Origin of the sequence: Nocardioides panzhihuensis, assembly GCF_013408335.1 — a bacterium.
Taxonomy (GTDB): Bacteria; Actinomycetota; Actinomycetes; order Propionibacteriales; family Nocardioidaceae; genus Nocardioides; species Nocardioides panzhihuensis.
This window is the reverse complement of sequence record NZ_JACBZR010000001.1, coordinates 1,120,352-1,135,720: the sequence shown is the minus strand read 5'-3', so window position 1 is coordinate 1,135,720 and position 15,369 is coordinate 1,120,352. Positions and strand designations below refer to the sequence as shown.

General features: G+C 68.6%; 12 protein-coding genes. 5 read left to right on the top strand and 7 right to left on the bottom strand.

The features are described from left to right. Positions 1–45: 45 nt before the first annotated feature. The 5 genes from ispG to BJ988_RS05235 all read right to left on the bottom strand — a co-directional run bounded on the left by ispG (position 46) and on the right by BJ988_RS05235 (position 7,512). A complete protein-coding gene (gene ispG, locus BJ988_RS05255; protein ID WP_179657048.1) occupies positions 46–1,200 on the bottom strand; it encodes a flavodoxin-dependent (E)-4-hydroxy-3-methylbut-2-enyl-diphosphate synthase in 1,155 nt (384 codons plus the stop codon). Between the two features lie 21 nt (positions 1,201–1,221). Further along, a complete protein-coding gene (locus BJ988_RS05250) occupies positions 1,222–2,580 on the bottom strand; it encodes a M50 family metallopeptidase (RefSeq protein WP_179657047.1) in 1,359 nt (452 codons plus the stop codon). Next, the gene (dxr, locus tag BJ988_RS05245) at positions 2,577–3,686 is read right to left on the bottom strand and encodes a 1-deoxy-D-xylulose-5-phosphate reductoisomerase (protein ID WP_343051477.1); all 1,110 of its coding nucleotides are present in this window, start codon (positions 3,684–3,686) and stop codon (positions 2,577–2,579) included. Before dxr ends, BJ988_RS05250 begins: the two co-directional genes overlap by 4 nt. 203 nt (positions 3,687–3,889) lie before the next feature. Next, positions 3,890–5,926, bottom strand: coding sequence for an acyltransferase family protein (locus tag BJ988_RS05240; RefSeq protein WP_179657046.1), 2,037 nt, complete (start codon positions 5,924–5,926; stop codon positions 3,890–3,892). A gap of 143 nt (positions 5,927–6,069) precedes the next feature. Then, positions 6,070–7,512: a gamma-aminobutyraldehyde dehydrogenase gene (locus tag BJ988_RS05235; protein WP_179657045.1), complete on the bottom strand. Its 1,443-nt coding sequence runs from the start codon at positions 7,510–7,512 to the stop codon at positions 6,070–6,072. A gap of 117 nt (positions 7,513–7,629) precedes the next feature. On the opposite strand from BJ988_RS05235, the gene BJ988_RS05230 reads away from it, so the two are divergent. Beyond that, entirely contained in the window at positions 7,630–9,018 is a 1,389-nt protein-coding gene (locus BJ988_RS05230) for an aspartate aminotransferase family protein (protein WP_179657044.1), read from the top strand. 20 nt (positions 9,019–9,038) lie between these two features. Here the strand turns inward: BJ988_RS05230 and BJ988_RS05225 are convergent, their stop codons facing one another. After that, positions 9,039–9,653, bottom strand: coding sequence for a hypothetical protein (locus tag BJ988_RS05225; RefSeq protein WP_179657043.1), 615 nt, complete (start codon positions 9,651–9,653; stop codon positions 9,039–9,041). Between the two features lie 18 nt (positions 9,654–9,671). On the opposite strand from BJ988_RS05225, the gene BJ988_RS05220 reads away from it, so the two are divergent. Together BJ988_RS05220 and BJ988_RS05215 are read left to right on the top strand one after the other, a co-directional pair. Then, the gene (locus BJ988_RS05220; protein WP_179657042.1) at positions 9,672–9,851 is read left to right on the top strand and encodes a hypothetical protein; all 180 of its coding nucleotides are present in this window, start codon (positions 9,672–9,674) and stop codon (positions 9,849–9,851) included. 495 nt (positions 9,852–10,346) lie between these two features. After that, complete coding sequence (locus tag BJ988_RS05215; protein WP_179657041.1) at positions 10,347–11,609, top strand: HNH endonuclease signature motif containing protein; 1,263 nt, start codon at positions 10,347–10,349, stop codon at positions 11,607–11,609. A gap of 325 nt (positions 11,610–11,934) precedes the next feature. Here the strand turns inward: BJ988_RS05215 and BJ988_RS05210 are convergent, their stop codons facing one another. Further along, positions 11,935–13,323, bottom strand: a complete 1,389-nt coding sequence (locus BJ988_RS05210; RefSeq protein WP_179657040.1) for an FAD-dependent oxidoreductase — start codon at positions 13,321–13,323, stop codon at positions 11,935–11,937. Positions 13,324–13,444: 121 nt separating this feature from the next. On the opposite strand from BJ988_RS05210, the gene BJ988_RS05205 reads away from it, so the two are divergent. Beyond that, positions 13,445–13,915 (top strand): Lrp/AsnC family transcriptional regulator, encoded by a 471-nt coding sequence (locus BJ988_RS05205; protein ID WP_179657039.1) that lies wholly within the window; start codon positions 13,445–13,447, stop codon positions 13,913–13,915. Next, positions 13,912–15,327, top strand: coding sequence for an NAD(P)/FAD-dependent oxidoreductase (locus BJ988_RS05200; protein ID WP_343051476.1), 1,416 nt, complete (start codon positions 13,912–13,914; stop codon positions 15,325–15,327). Before BJ988_RS05205 ends, BJ988_RS05200 begins: the two co-directional genes overlap by 4 nt. Positions 15,328–15,369 lie beyond the last annotated feature (42 nt).

Here is a 15,369-nt window from a genome sequence, read left to right as displayed (position 1 = left end):
AAGAAGCCCGGTCCGACTGACGGACCGGGCTTCCTGCGTTCGGCGTCAGCCGCTGACCGAGACCGACGCGCCGGCGCCCTCGACGGGCTCCATGCCCTCGGCGATCTTCATCGCCTCCTCGATCAGCGTCTCGACGATGGCGGCCTCGGGGACGGTCTTGATGACCTCGCCCTTGACGAAGATCTGGCCCTTGCCGTTGCCGGAGGCGACACCGAGGTCGGCCTCGCGGGCCTCGCCGGGACCGTTGACGACGCAGCCCATGACCGCGACCCGCAGCGGGACCTCGAGGCCGTCGAGGCCGGCGGTGACCTGCTCGGCGAGCGTGTAGACGTCCACCTGGGCGCGGCCGCAGGAGGGGCAGGAGACGATCTCGAGGCGGCGCGGCTTGAGGTTGAGCGACTCCAGGATCTGGATGCCGACCTTGACCTCCTCGACCGGCGGCGCCGAGAGCGAGACGCGGATGGTGTCTCCGATGCCCTGGCTGAGCAGGTGGCCGAAGGCGACCGCCGACTTGATCGTGCCCTGGAAGGCCGGGCCGGCCTCGGTGACACCGAGGTGGAGCGGCCAGTCACCGGACTCGGCGAGCAGCTCGTAGGCGCGCACCATCACGACCGGGTCGTTGTGCTTGACCGAGATCTTGAAGTCGTTGAAGCCGTGCTCCTCGAAGAGGCTCGCCTCCCACATCGCCGACTCCACCAGCGCCTCGGGCGTGGCCTTGCCGTACTTCTCCAGCAGTCGCTTGTCGAGCGAGCCCGCGTTGACGCCGATCCGGATGCTGGTGCCGTGGTCCTTGGCGGCCGCGGCGATCTCCTTGACCTGATCGTCGAACTTGCGGATGTTGCCCGGGTTGACCCGGACCGCCGCGCAACCGGCCTCGATGGCCGCGAAGACGTACTTCGGCTGGAAGTGGATGTCGGCGATCACCGGGATCTGCGACTTCCGCGCGATCGCCGGCAGCGCGTCGGCGTCGTCCTGGCTCGGGCACGCGACCCGGACGATGTCGCAGCCCGACGCGGTGAGCTCGGCGATCTGCTGCAGCGTGGAGTTGACGTCGGAGGTGAGCGTGGTCGTCATCGACTGCACGGAGATGGGGCTCTCGCTGCCCACGCCCACCGACCCGACCTTGATCTGGCGGGTCTTGCGGCGAGGGGCGAGCACCGGGGCGGGTGCCTCCGGCATACCAAGGGGGATCGACGTCATGGGGTCAAGATTACTTTCCGGTCAGGCTTGCAGATGAAGTGGGACGACGAGGTCGGCGACGATCAGGACAACGCCCATCACCAGGAGCGCCGAGGCCACGACGTACGCCACCGGCAGTAGCTTCGCCGGGTCGGCGTGCCCCGGGTCGGGCCGTCGGAAGAGCTTGGCGAACGCGCGGCGTACGCCCTCCCACAGCGCCGTCGCGATGTGGCCGCCGTCGAGCGGCAGGAGCGGGACGAAGTTGAAGATGCCGATGAACAGGTTGAAGCCACCGACCAGGAACGCGAAGCTGGCGACCTTCTCACCGACGTCGAGGCCCTCGTGGGCGGCGATCTCGCCGGCGATGCGGCCGCCACCGACGATGCTGACCGGACTGTCGGCCGAGCGCTCCTCGACACCGACGATCGCGAGCGCGACGTGCCAGACCTTGACCGGGAGCCGCACCAGCGCGTGGACGGCGTTCTCGGCCATCACGCCCATCTCCTTCAGCGCGTAGACCGGCCCCTCCTTGGTGGTGACCACGTGGGACTCGGGTGACATGCCGAAGAAGCCGACCTTCGCGGTCTCGGGGTCGGCGCTGGTGTCGTCGAGGTCCTTGACCCGCTCCTGCACGACGGTCTGGGTGCGCAGCGTCATCCGCTCACCGTCGCGCTCGATGACGATCGTGGCCTCGCCGTCCATGTTGTCGCGGATCAACTTCTGGGCGACCGGCCACGAGGTCAGCTCGGTGCCGTTGAACGAGATCAGCTCGTCGCCCGGCTTCAAGCCGGCGTCGGCGGCCGGGGTCGGCCTGTCGCTCGGACGGCACTCACGGCCCTGGTCCTCCCAGGTCAGCAGGCACTCCTGCAGGCTCGAGACGACCGGATGTCCCTCGTCGACGACGTTCTCACGGACGCCGTAGATGCCGAAGACGCCCCAGAACACGAAGAACGCGATCGCGATGTTCACCGACGGCCCGCCGGCCATCACGATGACCTTCTTCCACCACGCCATCTTGTAGAAGAGCCGCGGCTCGTCCTCGGGACGGATCAGCTCCCACTCGGCCGAGCGGGCATCGCTGATCAGCTGGGTGAACATGCCGGTGTTGGACTTGCGGATCTTCAGGGCGCCGTCGTCGGTGCGCTCCCCCAGCTGGTCGGCGCCGGGCGGCAGCATGCCGACGATCTTGACGTAGCCACCGAGCGGGATGGCCTTGAGGCCGTACTCGGTCTCGCCGACCTGCTTGGACCACACCGTCGGCCCGAAGCCGATGAAGTACTGCGTCACCTTCCCGCCGAACGCCTTCGCCGGGATCATGTGGCCGAGCTCGTGGAGCCCGATCGAGACCAGGATCGCGACGACGAAGCCGATCACGGCGAGCGTGTAGAGCAAGACACTCATTTGGTGGTCTCCAGGATGCGGGTGGCTTCTTCGCGTGCCCAGGCGTCGGCGGCGAGCACATCCTCGATCGAGAGGGTGCTTTCAGAGCGTACGCCGTGATGGGCTGCCATGACCTCCGCAATCGTGTCCACGATGCCGGGGAACGGGATCCGGCCCTCGTGGAAGGCGTCCACGCAGACCTCGTTGGCGGCGTTGTAGACGGCGGGATGGGTGCCACCGCGGGTCCCGGCCTCACGGGCCAGCCGCACCGCGGGGAAGGCCTCGTCGTCGAGCGGCTCGAAGCGCCAGTCGGCGGCTTTGGTCCAGTCGATCGGGGTCTCGGCGTCCGGCACCCGCTCGGGCCAGGCCATCCCCATCGAGATCGGCACCAGCATCGTCGGCAGCCCGAGCTGGGCCACCACGGCGCCGTCGGTGAACTCGACCATCGAGTGGATGTACTGCTGCGGGTGGACGACGACCTCGATCCGGTCGAAGGGTACGTCGAAGAGCAGGTGTGCCTCGATCACCTCGAGGCCCTTGTTGACCAAGGTCGCGGAGTTGGTCGTGATCACCCGGCCCATCGCGAAGTTGGGGTGCTTGAGCGCCTGCGCCGGGGTGACCTGGGCGAGCTCGTCGCGGGAGCGGCCGCGGAACGGGCCGCCGGACGCGGTCAGCACCAGCTTGCGCACCTCCTCGACGCGGCCGGCGCGCAGGCTCTGCGCGATCGCGGAGTGCTCGGAGTCGACCGGAACGATCTGTCCCTCGCCCGTGACCCGCTTGACCAGCGGCCCACCGATGATCAGCGATTCCTTGTTGGCCAGCGCGAGGGTGTTGCCGGCCTCCAGCGCTGCCAGCGTCGGGCGGAGACCCACGGCGCCGGTGATCCCGTTGAGCACCACGTCGGCGGGCTGGGCGGCCGCCTCGATCGAGGCCTCCTCACCCAGCCCGGAGAGCTTGGGCTTGAACTCGGCGACCTGGGTCTCGAACAGCTCCTTGTTGGACCCGCCTGCGGTCAGCCCTACGACCCGGAACCGGTCCGGGTTGGCCCGCACCAGGTCGAGTGCCTGCATGCCGATGGACCCGGTGGAACCGAGGATCACCACGTCGCGTGGTCGCTGCTCATTCACCCGCTCATCCTCCCAGCAGAGGCTGAGAAGGCGCCAAACGGATGCCGATGAGGAGCGGGGAGAACACCGGAAATAGCAACAGCCCCGGACTCCCCCACGGGTCCAGGGCTGCGCATGAAACGTTTTGCAACGTCTGGCCACAATTAAGCCACAACATGCACGCGAAAGCAAATTCCAGGACGCGCGTCCCAGTTAAATCTGCGTCAGATCAGCGGTGCCAGGAGGACGCCCAGGCGCGGGGCGATGTGCCGGACCCAGGACTCGGTCAGGTGAGAGGAGTCGTAGTAGGTGACCTTCTCCCCCACGACCAGCGGGCAGCGGTCCTCGGCACACACGAAGCGCTGGGGGTCGACGTACGCCGCCGCGGTGCCCACCAGCGCCGCCCTCGTGATCTCGTTGCTGCTGGTCTCGCGGGAGTCGGGGTCGCTGAGGCAGGACCGCTGGTCGGCGTCCGGGGCGCTGATGCAGTCGGCGGGCTCGTGGTCGACGGCGGGCACGTCACCGAGGACCACCACCTTGCGGGAGATCTCTCGATAGGCCTCCGCCGTGCTGCGTACGGCCTGGGACCACTGCTCGTCACGGTCCATCCCGGCGTAGCTCTTGGGCATGAAGAGCTGGCCGCGGGCGGTCGAGACGATCGCGTCGGGCTCGAGACGCTCGAGGCGCTCTGCCGACCAGTCCCGGAACTCGTCGCACTCGGCCTGGGTCATCTTCTTGCCCCGGTGCTGGACGGGGTAGGGAGCGCAGCCGACCTTCACCAGCGGCACGACCCGGAAGTCGTTCTCCTTGCCGAGGTCGTCGAAGGCGGTCAGCCACATGCCGGCGTGGGAGTCGCCGACGACGGCGACGGTCTTCTTCGCGTCGGTGTCACCCAGGGTGCAGTGGTCGGCCCGGGTGTCTCCGTAGTTGGCGTAGCAGTCGCCGTACGTCTTCTGCCACCTGTCCTCGGTGATCTCGGCGCCGAGCACGGCCGGCGGGATCGGGCCACCACGGTCGGCGATGTCGAGAGCCGCGCGTAGCTCGCGCTGCACCTGCGGCGCACCGCCGGTCTCGGCAGCGGTGTCGGGGACCTCGTTGGCCGCGAACCACGCCTGCGCCTGGACGGCGCGCTCCTTCTCGGCGTACGCGGCATAGCCGGTCGTCAGCCACCCGCTGCCGACCGCCAGGACGAGCGCTGCCGGCCAGAGGGCCAGCGAGCGCAGCCCGTGGGAGAGCACGGGCACCTGCTTGCGCAGGAACGGGAGCTCGACGAAACGGTGGCTCAGGGCGGAGAGGAGCAGCGCGGCGGCGACCGCGACCGTCATCTCGAGAGCTTCGTTGCCGAGGTGGAGAACCTCGGGGGCGAGCACCATCAGCGGCCAGTGCCACAGGTAGAGGGAGTAGGAGATGTCGCCGACGTACCTCAGCGGCTTGACCGCGAGCAGCTTCGCGGTCGGGGCGTTCGCGCCCGAGGCGAGCAGTGCGACCGCGCCGAGGGTGGGCACCAGCGCCTGCCAGCCGGGGAACGGGGTCGCCTCGCTGAACGCGACGGTGGAGACCACGATCGCCGTGGCTCCGCCGAGGCCGGCGGCGATGCTCGCTGCGCCCTTGAGCCGGCCGCCCCAGCAGGCCAGCAGCGCGCCGGCGGCGAGCTCGTAGGCGCGCGCCGGGGTGGAGAAGTAGGCGGCCGTCGGGTTCTCGGCGGTGGCGTAGATCGACCACGCCAGGCTCGCGACCGCGATCGCCGCGGCGACGATGGTGAAGCCCTTGCGCCCGAGCCTGGGGATGAGCAGGAGCGCCAGCACCGGCCAGACCAGGTAGAACTGCTCCTCCACCGACAGCGACCAGTAGTGCTGGAAGGGCGATGGCTCGCTGGGCTGGAAGTACTGCACCCCCTCGGCCGCAAAGTGCACGTTGGCCAGGAAGAACGCCGCCCAGGTGCCGTCAGCGGCGGCGTCGGTCAGCCGGGTGGCGGGCAGCTGCCAGGCGGCGTACGCCAGGACCACCAGGATCACGAGCGTCGCGGCGGGGAGGATGCGCCGGGCACGGCGCGCGTAGAACTGCGGGATGCTGACCGTTCCCGACGTGTCCGCCTCGCGCAGCAGGAGCGTGGTGATCAGGAAGCCGGAGAGGACGAAGAAGACGTCGACGCCGACGAAGCCACCCTCGGTGTGCGGGACGCCCGCGTGGGCAGCGACGACCAGACCTACGGCAATGGCCCGGAGACCTTGGACATCTGTCCGCCATTGCTTGGCTGACATGTGGGGTGCACCTCGTGTGGGGGATCGACTGCGTCCATTGCTGGCACCGCTTCACGGAGGTACGCGAAACGGCACCCGATGCTTTCACGGACGCCATCGGCCCGCACATCGAGGGTCGCACCCTTGAGTGTTTGTCTAGCGGATTACTCGCCGATGAAGGACATGACGTGCTTGATCCGGGTGTAGTCCTCGAACCCGTAGACGGAGAGGTCCTTGCCGTAGCCGGAGTGCTTGAAGCCGCCGTGAGGCATCTCGGAGATGTAGGGGATGTGGGTGTTGATCCACACCACGCCGAAGTCGAGGCGCTTGCTGACCCGCAGCGCGGTGCCGTGGTCCTTGGTCCATACGCTCGACGCGAGGCCGTAGTCGACGTCGTTGGCGCATCTGAGCGCCTCGGCCTCGTCGGCGAAGCTCTGCACCGTGATCACCGGGCCGAAGATCTCCTGCTGGATCTGCTCGTCGTCCTGGCGGAGCCCGGCCAGGACCGTGGGCTGGTAGAAGTAGCCGTTCTCGCCGCCTTCGACCCTCGCCGGCGCGCCGCCGGCCGCGATCGTGGCGTGGTCGGGGAGACGGTCGACCATGCCCGCGACCCGGGCGAGCTGGCCGGGGTTGTTGAGAGCGCCGACGTCTCGGTTGTCCCCTGGGAGCCCGACGGTGGTGTTGCGGGCCGCCTCGGCGAGCGCGGCGACGAACTCGTCGTGGATGCCCGCCTGCACCAGCACGCGGGTCGCGGCGGTGCAGTCCTGGCCGGCGTTGAAGTAGCCCGCCGCGGCGATGCCGGCGACCGCCTTGTCGATGTCGGCGTCGTCGAAGACGATCACCGGCGCCTTGCCGCCGAGCTCGAGGTGGACGCGCTTGAGGTCCCCTGCCGCGCTCGCGGCGACCTCCATCCCGGCGCGCACCGAACCGGTGACGGCGACCATCTGCGGCGTCTTGTGGCGGATCAGCGCGCGGCCGGTGTCGCGGTCGCCGGTGACGAGGTTGAGCACGCCGGGCGGCAGGAACTCCTGGGCCAGCTCGGCCAGCAGCGACGAGGCGGCCGGAGTGGTGTCGGAGGGCTTGAGCACGATGGTGTTGCCGGCGGCCAGGGCCGGGGCGATCTTCCACGACATCATCGCGAGCGGGTAGTTCCAGGGCGTGACCTGCCCGATCACGCCGATGGGCTCGCGGCGGATCCAAGAGGTGTGGTCGGCGAGGTACTCCCCCGCGCTCTTACCCTCCAGCGTCCGGGCGGCGCCCGCGAAGAACCGGAAGTGGTCGATCGTCGGCGGCAGCTCCTCGTCCAGGGTCAGCTGGTAGGGCTTGCCGGTGTCCTTGACCTCCACAGCGGCCAGCTCCTCGACTCGGGCCTCCATCGCGTCGGCGATCCGGAGCAGAGCCAGGCTGCGCTCCTGGGGTGTGGTCTCGCCCCAGGCCTCGAAGGCCGATGCGGCCGCGGCGTACGCCCTGTCGACGTCCTCCTCCCCCGACATCGGCGCCTGCGCGTAGACCTCGCCGGTGGCGGGGTCTACGACGTCGTACGTCGCGGCGTCGGCTGCCTCGCACAGCTCGCCGGCGATCACGTTCCTGAAGATCTGGTCGGCCATGGGCAAGAGACTAACTCCTTTCCGTAACACTGATGTGACAACCGAATCCGAAGTGATATTGCGCCTAGACTACGGATTCGCTTGCGAAAGCGAGATGCATTGGGCGACCATTGGGGCATGACCGGCAACTACGAGCAGCTTCAGCGCGACGCCAAGGACCATCTCTGGATGCACTTCACACGGCATTCGAGCTACGCCGAGGCCGATGTGCCGATCATCGCCAGGGGCGAGGGCGCCTACATCTACGACATCGAGGGCAACCGCTACCTCGACGGTCTCGCGGGGCTGTTCGTCACCCAGGTCGGCCATGGTCGCGCCGAGCTCGCCGACGCGGGCGCGGAGCAGGCCAAGCAGCTGGCCTTCCATCCGCTGTGGTCCTACGCGCACGAGCCGGCGATCGAGCTGGCCGCACGACTGGCCGCGCTCGCGCCTGGCGACCTGAACCGGGTCTTCTTCACCAACTCCGGCTCCGAGGCCGTCGAGACGGCGTGGAAGCTCGCCAAGAACTACTTCAAGCTGCGGGGCAAGCCGGGCAAGCACAAGGTGATCGGGCGCAACATCGCCTACCACGGCACCACCCACGGGGCGCTGTCGATCACCGGGCTGGCCGACATCAAGGCACCCTTCGAGCCGCTGGTCCCCTCGACCTTCCGGGTGCCGAACACCAACATCTACCGCGCTTCCGAGATCACCGGCGGGCTGATGGACGGGAGCGACCCGGAGGCGTTCGGCCGCTGGTGCGCCGACCAGATCGAGTTCGTGATCCAGGCCGAGGGGCCGGACACGGTCGCCGCCGTCTTCCTGGAGCCGGTGCAGAACTCGGGCGGCTGCTTCCCGCCGCCCCCGGGCTACTTCCAGCGGGTGCGGGAGATCTGCGATGCGTACGACGTGCTGCTCGTCTCCGACGAGGTCATCTGTGCCTACGGGCGGCTGGGCACGATGTTCGGCTGCGAGCGGTTCGACTACGTGCCGGACATCATCACCTCGGCCAAGGGGCTGACCTCGGGGTACGCGCCGCTGGGGGCCGCGATCATCTCCGATCGGCTGATGGAGCCGTTCCTCTCCGGGGACCAGACCTTCTACCACGGCTACACCTTCGGCGGTCACCCCGTCTCCACCGCCGTGGCGCTGGCCAACCTCGATGTCTTCGATGCCGAGGACCTGCTCGGCAACGTACGCCGCAACGAGGCCGCGTTCCTGGCCACGCTGTCGAAGCTGAAGGACCTGCCGGTCGTCGGCGACGTGCGCGGCACCGGCTACTTCTACGGCATCGAGCTGGTCAAGGACCGCGAGACCCGCGAGACGTTCAGTGCGGAGGAGTGCGAGCGGATCCTCTACGGGTACGTCTCCAAGGCGCTGTGGTCCGAGGGCCTCTACTGCCGCGCCGACGACCGCGGAGAGCCCGTCATCCAGCTCTCCCCGCCGCTCACCGTGGGCCAGGCCGAGTTCGACGAGATGGAGCAGATCCTGCGCCGGGTGCTGGAGAAGGCCTCGACGATGCTCTGAGCCCGCTCATGCGGGACGGGTCAGCCGACGACACGGACCTCGCTGCCGAGCACGGCACCGTCCTGGAGGGTCAGGTGGTCCCCGGACCAGAATCGTCCCGGGTCGTAGTAGTTGGTGGGGCGCTCATCGTCGAGCAGGCCCATCTCCTGGTAGGTGGCCGCGACGACCTCGGCACAGAAGACCTGCTCGAGGCCGGCCTTCGAACGGACCCGGCCGCGGGCCCAGCGCCCGGCCAGGGCGGCGGTCGAGGGGAACGGGGTGCCGTCGAGACGCGCGATCGTCCTCAGCAGGGCATCCTCGCGCTTGCGGTCGATGTCGGCGGTGAGCTGACGCAGCCAGACCTGCTGCTCATAGCGGCCCGCCCACTGCTCGACCGCGGCGCGTAGGTCGTGGAGCTGCACGCCGCGGTGGTGAGTGCCGGTGTAGAGGTCCAGCAGCCCTTTGCCGAGCTCGGCGTGCCACATCAGCGGCGGCAGGTCGTCGAGCACGACCGCCATCCCGACATGGTTGACCGGCGCGTTGCTGAGCATCCGGATCGCACGGTCGGCGACCGAGCGGCCGCGGAAGAGCCACAGATCGCCGGTCCGGGTCTGGTCTACGGCGTCTTCGAGGGAGATAGTGGTGTCGTCAGACATCTCGAGCAGGGGGTCCTCATGGGTTTCGGTAGTGCACGCGTGTGGAAGATCGTCGGCCTCGCAGGCCTGGCAGGTGTCACCGCGACCGGTGCCATCATTGCGCGCAACCACCGCCAGCGTACGCAGCGCACGCCGGAGGAGATCCACGCCAAGCTTCGCGAGCGGGTCGCGGAGGCTTACGAGCATCCTGCGGCTTAGGTTCTCGCCGCCATCCCCGCTGGTCGAGCTTGTCGAGACTCTCCCCGCTGGTCGAGCCGCCGGAGCCGCTAGGCGGAGGCGTGTCGAGACCAACACAGCTCCCTGCCGGAACGTCCCACCCGAAGGCTGGTGTGGGCCGCCGACCCGGCTTCGAGGGTCTTCTTGACCTGCCCCGGAGTCAAGGACGCCCTCCGGGCGCCGGCTGCGCCGGCCGCTTCGCGGTCCTTGACACCGGACCAGGTCAAGAAAGATTTGGCTGGCTATCGGGGCGGCGGCCCGGGTGTGGCGCAGCGGAATCTTGCTCCGGAACGGTGGAGTCCGTGGGGTGGCAGAGGTGGCCCTGCGGGCCACTTATCATCCACAGGTTTGAGGCCGTTCGCTCATCGCGAAAACAGGGGTCTGACCTGCGAAGATAAGTAGATTCGGCTGGTCGAAAGGAGTAGAATAAGACCCATCACAACACGCCTCTGAACACACCGGAGAGGAGGGGCGGCGATGAGTCTCGAGCACGAGATCAACCACTGGGGAATCAACCCCGAAGACCCGATCGATGCAGAGCTCGCTGCCCTCGAATCCTCCCTCGACAACCTTCTTGCTAGAGATCCTGCCTATTGGCGCACGGCGGAGAAGAAGGAACGGCTCAAGCGCCTGGAGATCATCCAGGCCAAGCAAGCGGCCCTCAAACTCCGGATCCTCGCTGTCGCGGGCGACATCGCTGAGGAGACCGGCGCGAAAGATGCCTCGGGGTGGATGTGGACCGAACTGCTGGTCGACAAGAAGATCGGACGCGCCGAGGTGAAACTGGCCGCAGGGGTCGCGAGGTACGAGCTCGTCGCCGCCGGCCTCGCCGAGGGTGTGGTGTCTCAGGAGAAGGCCCGGGTGATCGTCAAGGCGCTCGAGGCGATCGAGGCCGACCCTGAAGCCAGTCGTGAGAATCTGATTCTGGCGGAGAAGCTGCTGGTCGAGTACGCCACCGAGATGACCGCTACCAAGCTTGAGATCATCGGGAAGCGGATCCTGGTCGAGGTCGACCCCGAACGGTTCGAGGCAGCCGAAGCCAAAGCACTCCAGCGGGAGGAAGAACGCGCCCAGCGGCGCACCTTCTTCACGTCCCGTGCCAATGGCGACGGGACCGTGGACATCCACGCCCGGGTCTCGTACGCGGTCGGGCTGAGGCTGCGCACGATCCTGGACTCCCTGGCGCAGCCGAGGAAGCTCTCTGCCGAAGACCGAGGCCGCAAGGCCCCCTATGACCGACTGCTGGGCCAGGCCTTCGCCCGGGTCATTGAGACCTACGACGTGGATCAGCTGCCCCGTCATGGTGGTCATGCCACGACGGTGTTCATCACCATGAACGTCGAAGACCTCCGCAAAGACCTCGGCACCGCAGCGTTGGGATTCGACGGGGAGCACATCACCGCGGCGGAAGCTCGCCGGATGGCCTGCAACGCCGACCTCATCCCCGTAGTCCTCGGCACAGGTTCTGAGATCCTCGACTTCGGCCGCACCACCCGACTCGCGCACCCCGTCCAACACCGAGCACTCCGGTTGCGGGACAAGTGTTGCCAAGCCGAGGACTGCGACGCCCCAGCCGCCTGGACCGAAGCCCACCATTTGAAACCGTGGTCCCAAGGCGGGCGAACCGATCTGGCCAACATGGTGTTGTTGTGTTCCAGCGATCATCGCCGGATTCACGACCCGAACTACGGCTATGAGCGCCTCCCGGATGGACGGATCCGCTTCAGCCGTCGCGTCTGATCGCTCCCGGCCCGACGATCTCGACCTTGTGAAATATTCACGAGGTGTCATCGTCTAGTACAGCGCCCCACGGACCCGCCCGTGAGGACCGGCCACCCCGGTCCCCGATCCCGTGCCAACCCCAAACCGCTGCGCCACACCCCGCCGCCGACCCGATAGCCAGCCAAATTTCTCGCCGGATCCCGGTGTCAAGGACCGCGATAGCGGCCGGCGAAGCCGGCGGCCGAAGGCCGTCCTTGACTCCGGGATCCGGCGTGAACACCATCCACAACGGGTCGGCGGCCCCAACCCAACGAAGACGACCAGCACCGAGCCGCTCTAAGCCCTAAGAGTCGAACCCAAGCCCCAGCCGATCCATCGTCCGCAGGAAGAGATCACGCCGACCCCCATTCGCATCAGCCTTGCCGAGCGACCGGACCATCATCTGGATCCCGGCGTAACGCACCGGCTCGGGCGGGAACGGCAACGGCTTGGAGCGCACCATCTCCAGCGACGTACGTTCCGTCTGCTCGCCGCTGAGGAGGTCGAGCATCACCTGGGCGCCGAAGCGGGTGGCACCGACGCCGAGACCGGTGTAGCCGAGGGCGTAGGCGACGCGGCCGGCGTACGCCTTCCCGAAGAAGGCCGAGAAGCGGGTACAGGTGTCGATCACGCCGGCCCAACGGTGGGTGAAGCGCAGGCCCTCCAGCTGCGGGAAGGTCTCGAAGAAATGGCCGGCAAGGCGGTCGTGGGTCGCGCCGGTCTCCAGCTCGGGTGAGATCTTCGAGCCGAAGTGGTAGATCGCGTCGTACCCGCCCCACAGGATCCGGTTGTCCCTGGTCAGGCGGTAGTAGTGGAAGTGGTTGGCGGAGTCGCTGACGCCCTGCCGGTTCGCCCAGCCGATAGCGGCCAGCTGCGCGGCGGAGAGCGGCTCGGTCATGAGTACGTAGTCGTAGACCGGCACGGTCATCATCCGCAGTCGCCGCAGCAACGGCGGGAAGGCGTTGGTCGCGAGCGCGACACGACCGGCGCGCACCGATCCCATGATCGTCGACGCCTTCATCCCCGCCCCGTCGCTGACGAGACCGGTGACCGCGGAACCCTCGTGGATCACCACCCCCGCCTCCAGACAGGCCTGCCGCAACCCCCAGGCAAGCCGCGCCGGCTCGACGGTCGCGGTGTCCCCGAGCACCTCGAGGCCACCGAGGTAGGTCGGCGAGCGGAGCTCACCTCGCACCGCGGACTCGTCCAGCAGCCGGTGCTTGACGCCGTGCTCGGACAGCGCCGTCGACCACTCGGCGAGGTCGTCGACCTCGTGCGGACGGGTGGCGACGTTCAGCGCACCGGTCATCTGCCAGTCGCAGTCGATGCCGTGCTGCTCGATGGTCGCGGCCATCTCGGCCAGGTTGTTCTGACCGAGCCGGTCCAGCGTCGCGAGCTCGTCGGGCCAGCGCTCCAGGCCGTTCCAGAAGCCGTGCGTCAGGGACGCCTCGGCGAAGCCGCCGTTACGGCCTGAGGCCTGGTCGCCGCACTGCCCGGCCTCGAGGACCATGACCGACCACGACGGAAACCGCATCCGGGCCAGCAACGCCGTCCACAGTCCCGAGTAGCCGCCGCCGACGACCACGAGATCGGCTTCGGCCACCCCGACCAGCGGCGGTAGCGGCGCGGGCCTCTCGGGATCGTCCAGCCAGTAGACGGCTGGCTTGGCATCGGTCAGCGACACGTGGCTCACGCGTCAACTATTGCAAGTCTGCGCGCCTCAAACCACCCCGATGTACGGAATCATGGAAATAGTTCGTCACACACGACGGATTTCGTTGCAACTCGACAGGCGCAAAAGGTTGACTGACACCATGACTCGCAAGCACAACGGGGGCGCTCACCTCGATGAGGTCAACAAGCTGATCATCGAGCAGCTCCAGCAGGACGGCCGTCGCAGCTATGCCGCGATCGGCAAGGAGGTCGGCCTGAGCGAGGCCGCGGTGCGACAGCGCGTACAGCGCCTCGTCGACAGTGGCGTCATGCAGGTCGTCGCGGTCACCGACCCGCTCGAGCTCGGCTTCGCCCGGCAGGCGATGATCGGCGTACGCACGTCCGGCCCGATCGAGGGGATCGCCGACGAGCTCGGCAAGCTCGACGAGGTCGACTACATCGTCATCACCGCCGGCTCCTACGACCTGCTCGTGGAGGTCGTCGCCGAGAGCGACGAGGCCCTCCTCAACCTCATCTCCAGCAAGATCCGCGCCATCGAGGGCGTGGTGAGCACCGAGACGTTCATGTACCTCCACCTCCACAAGCAGACCTACGCCTGGGGCGTCCGGTGAGCAGTGACGGCTACGCCGGCATCAGCCTGTGGCACGAGACCGCGGGCGAGACCTGGGAGCCCCGTCCGGCGCTGATGGGCGACCTCGAGGTGGACGTCGCGATCGTCGGCGCCGGCTACACCGGACTGTGGACGGCCTACTACCTGACCGAGGCCAGGCCTGACCTGCGGATCGCGATCCTCGAGGCCGAGGTCGCCGGGTTCGGGGCATCGGGCCGCAACGGCGGCTGGTGCTCGGCGCTCTTCCCCGCCTCGCTGGACAAGGTCGCGGCGGCCTCGAGTCGGGAGGCAGCGCTCGCCCAGGACCGGGCCATGCGCGCCACCGTCGACGAGGTGATCCGGGTCGCCGAGGCAGAGGGCATCGAGGCCGACATCGCCAAGGGCGGCACGATCACCGTGGCCCGTACGCAGGCCCAGCTCGAGCGCGCTGAGGCCGAGGTGGAGCACGCCAGGTCCTGGGGTCTCGGCGACGCCGAGCTCGCCCTCCTGGACCGGGCCGGCGCCGAACAGCGCCTCGCCGCGACCGGCACCCTGGGCGCGACCTACACCCCCGACTGCGCCTCGATCCATCCAGCCAAGCTCGTGCGCGGCCTGGCCCGTGTGGTCGAGAGCCGCGGCGTGACGATCTACGAACAGACCCGCGCCACCGCGATCGAGCCGCACCGGGTGTTGGTCGAGCACAGTCTGGACCAGCACAGTCCAGCCGAGCGCGACGTGGTCACCGCAGACGTCGTCGTACGCGCGACCGAGGGCTACACCCCGACGCTGGCCGGCCTGGAGCGCGAGGTCATCCCGGTCCGATCCCTCATCATCGCCACCGAGCCGCTCTCCGACCTGGTCTGGTCGAGCATCGGTCTGGAGGAGCGCGAGACCTTCTCCGACGGCCGGCACCTGCTGATCTACGGGCAGCGCACCGCGGACGACCGGCTGGTCTTCGGCGGGCGCGGCGCTCCGTACACCTTCGGGTCGAGGATCACCGACGCAGACGCCTCCGACCTGCGCACCCACCGCCGCCTGCTGACGACCCTGATCGAGCTGTTCCCGGCCGTACGCGGCCACCAGGTCACCCACCGCTGGGGTGGTGTCCTCGCCATCCCGCGAGACTGGCACGCCTCGGTCGGCTACGACCCGGCCAGCGGGCTCGCGCACGCCGGCGGCTATGTCGGGGACGGCGTCGCCACCACCAACCTCGCCGGACGTACGCTGCGAGACCTGATCCTCGGCACCCCCTCCGACCTCACCGCCCTCCCCTGGGTCGGGCACGTCTCACCACGCTGGGAGCCCGAGCCGCTGCGCTGGCTCGGCGTCAACGCCGGGCTGCGCGCGATGACCCTGGCGGACGCGGAGGAGTCCGCCACCGGCAAGGGCTCTCTGGTCGCCCGCGCCGTCGCTCCGCTCGTCGGCGGCCACTGACCTGCGGACACTCTCCGTCACCACAGGTCACGAATAAACCCG

Excerpts from the sequence above, each read along its gene's own strand:
- ispG (WP_179657048.1), bottom strand. The coding sequence starts at position 1,200 with ATGACGTCGATCCCCCTTGGTATGCCGGAGGCACCCGCCCCGGTGCTC.
- BJ988_RS05250 (WP_179657047.1), bottom strand. The coding sequence starts at position 2,580 with ATGAGTGTCTTGCTCTACACGCTCGCCGTGATCGGCTTCGTCGTCGCG.
- BJ988_RS05240 (WP_179657046.1), bottom strand. The coding sequence starts at position 5,926 with ATGTCAGCCAAGCAATGGCGGACAGATGTCCAAGGTCTCCGGGCCATT.
- BJ988_RS05235 (WP_179657045.1), bottom strand. The coding sequence starts at position 7,512 with ATGGCCGACCAGATCTTCAGGAACGTGATCGCCGGCGAGCTGTGCGAG.
- BJ988_RS05230 (WP_179657044.1), top strand. The coding sequence starts at position 7,630 with ATGACCGGCAACTACGAGCAGCTTCAGCGCGACGCCAAGGACCATCTC.
- BJ988_RS05225 (WP_179657043.1), bottom strand. The coding sequence starts at position 9,653 with ATGTCTGACGACACCACTATCTCCCTCGAAGACGCCGTAGACCAGACC.
- BJ988_RS05220 (WP_179657042.1), top strand. The coding sequence starts at position 9,672 with ATGGGTTTCGGTAGTGCACGCGTGTGGAAGATCGTCGGCCTCGCAGGC.
- BJ988_RS05215 (WP_179657041.1), top strand. The coding sequence starts at position 10,347 with ATGAGTCTCGAGCACGAGATCAACCACTGGGGAATCAACCCCGAAGAC.
- BJ988_RS05205 (WP_179657039.1), top strand. The coding sequence starts at position 13,445 with ATGACTCGCAAGCACAACGGGGGCGCTCACCTCGATGAGGTCAACAAG.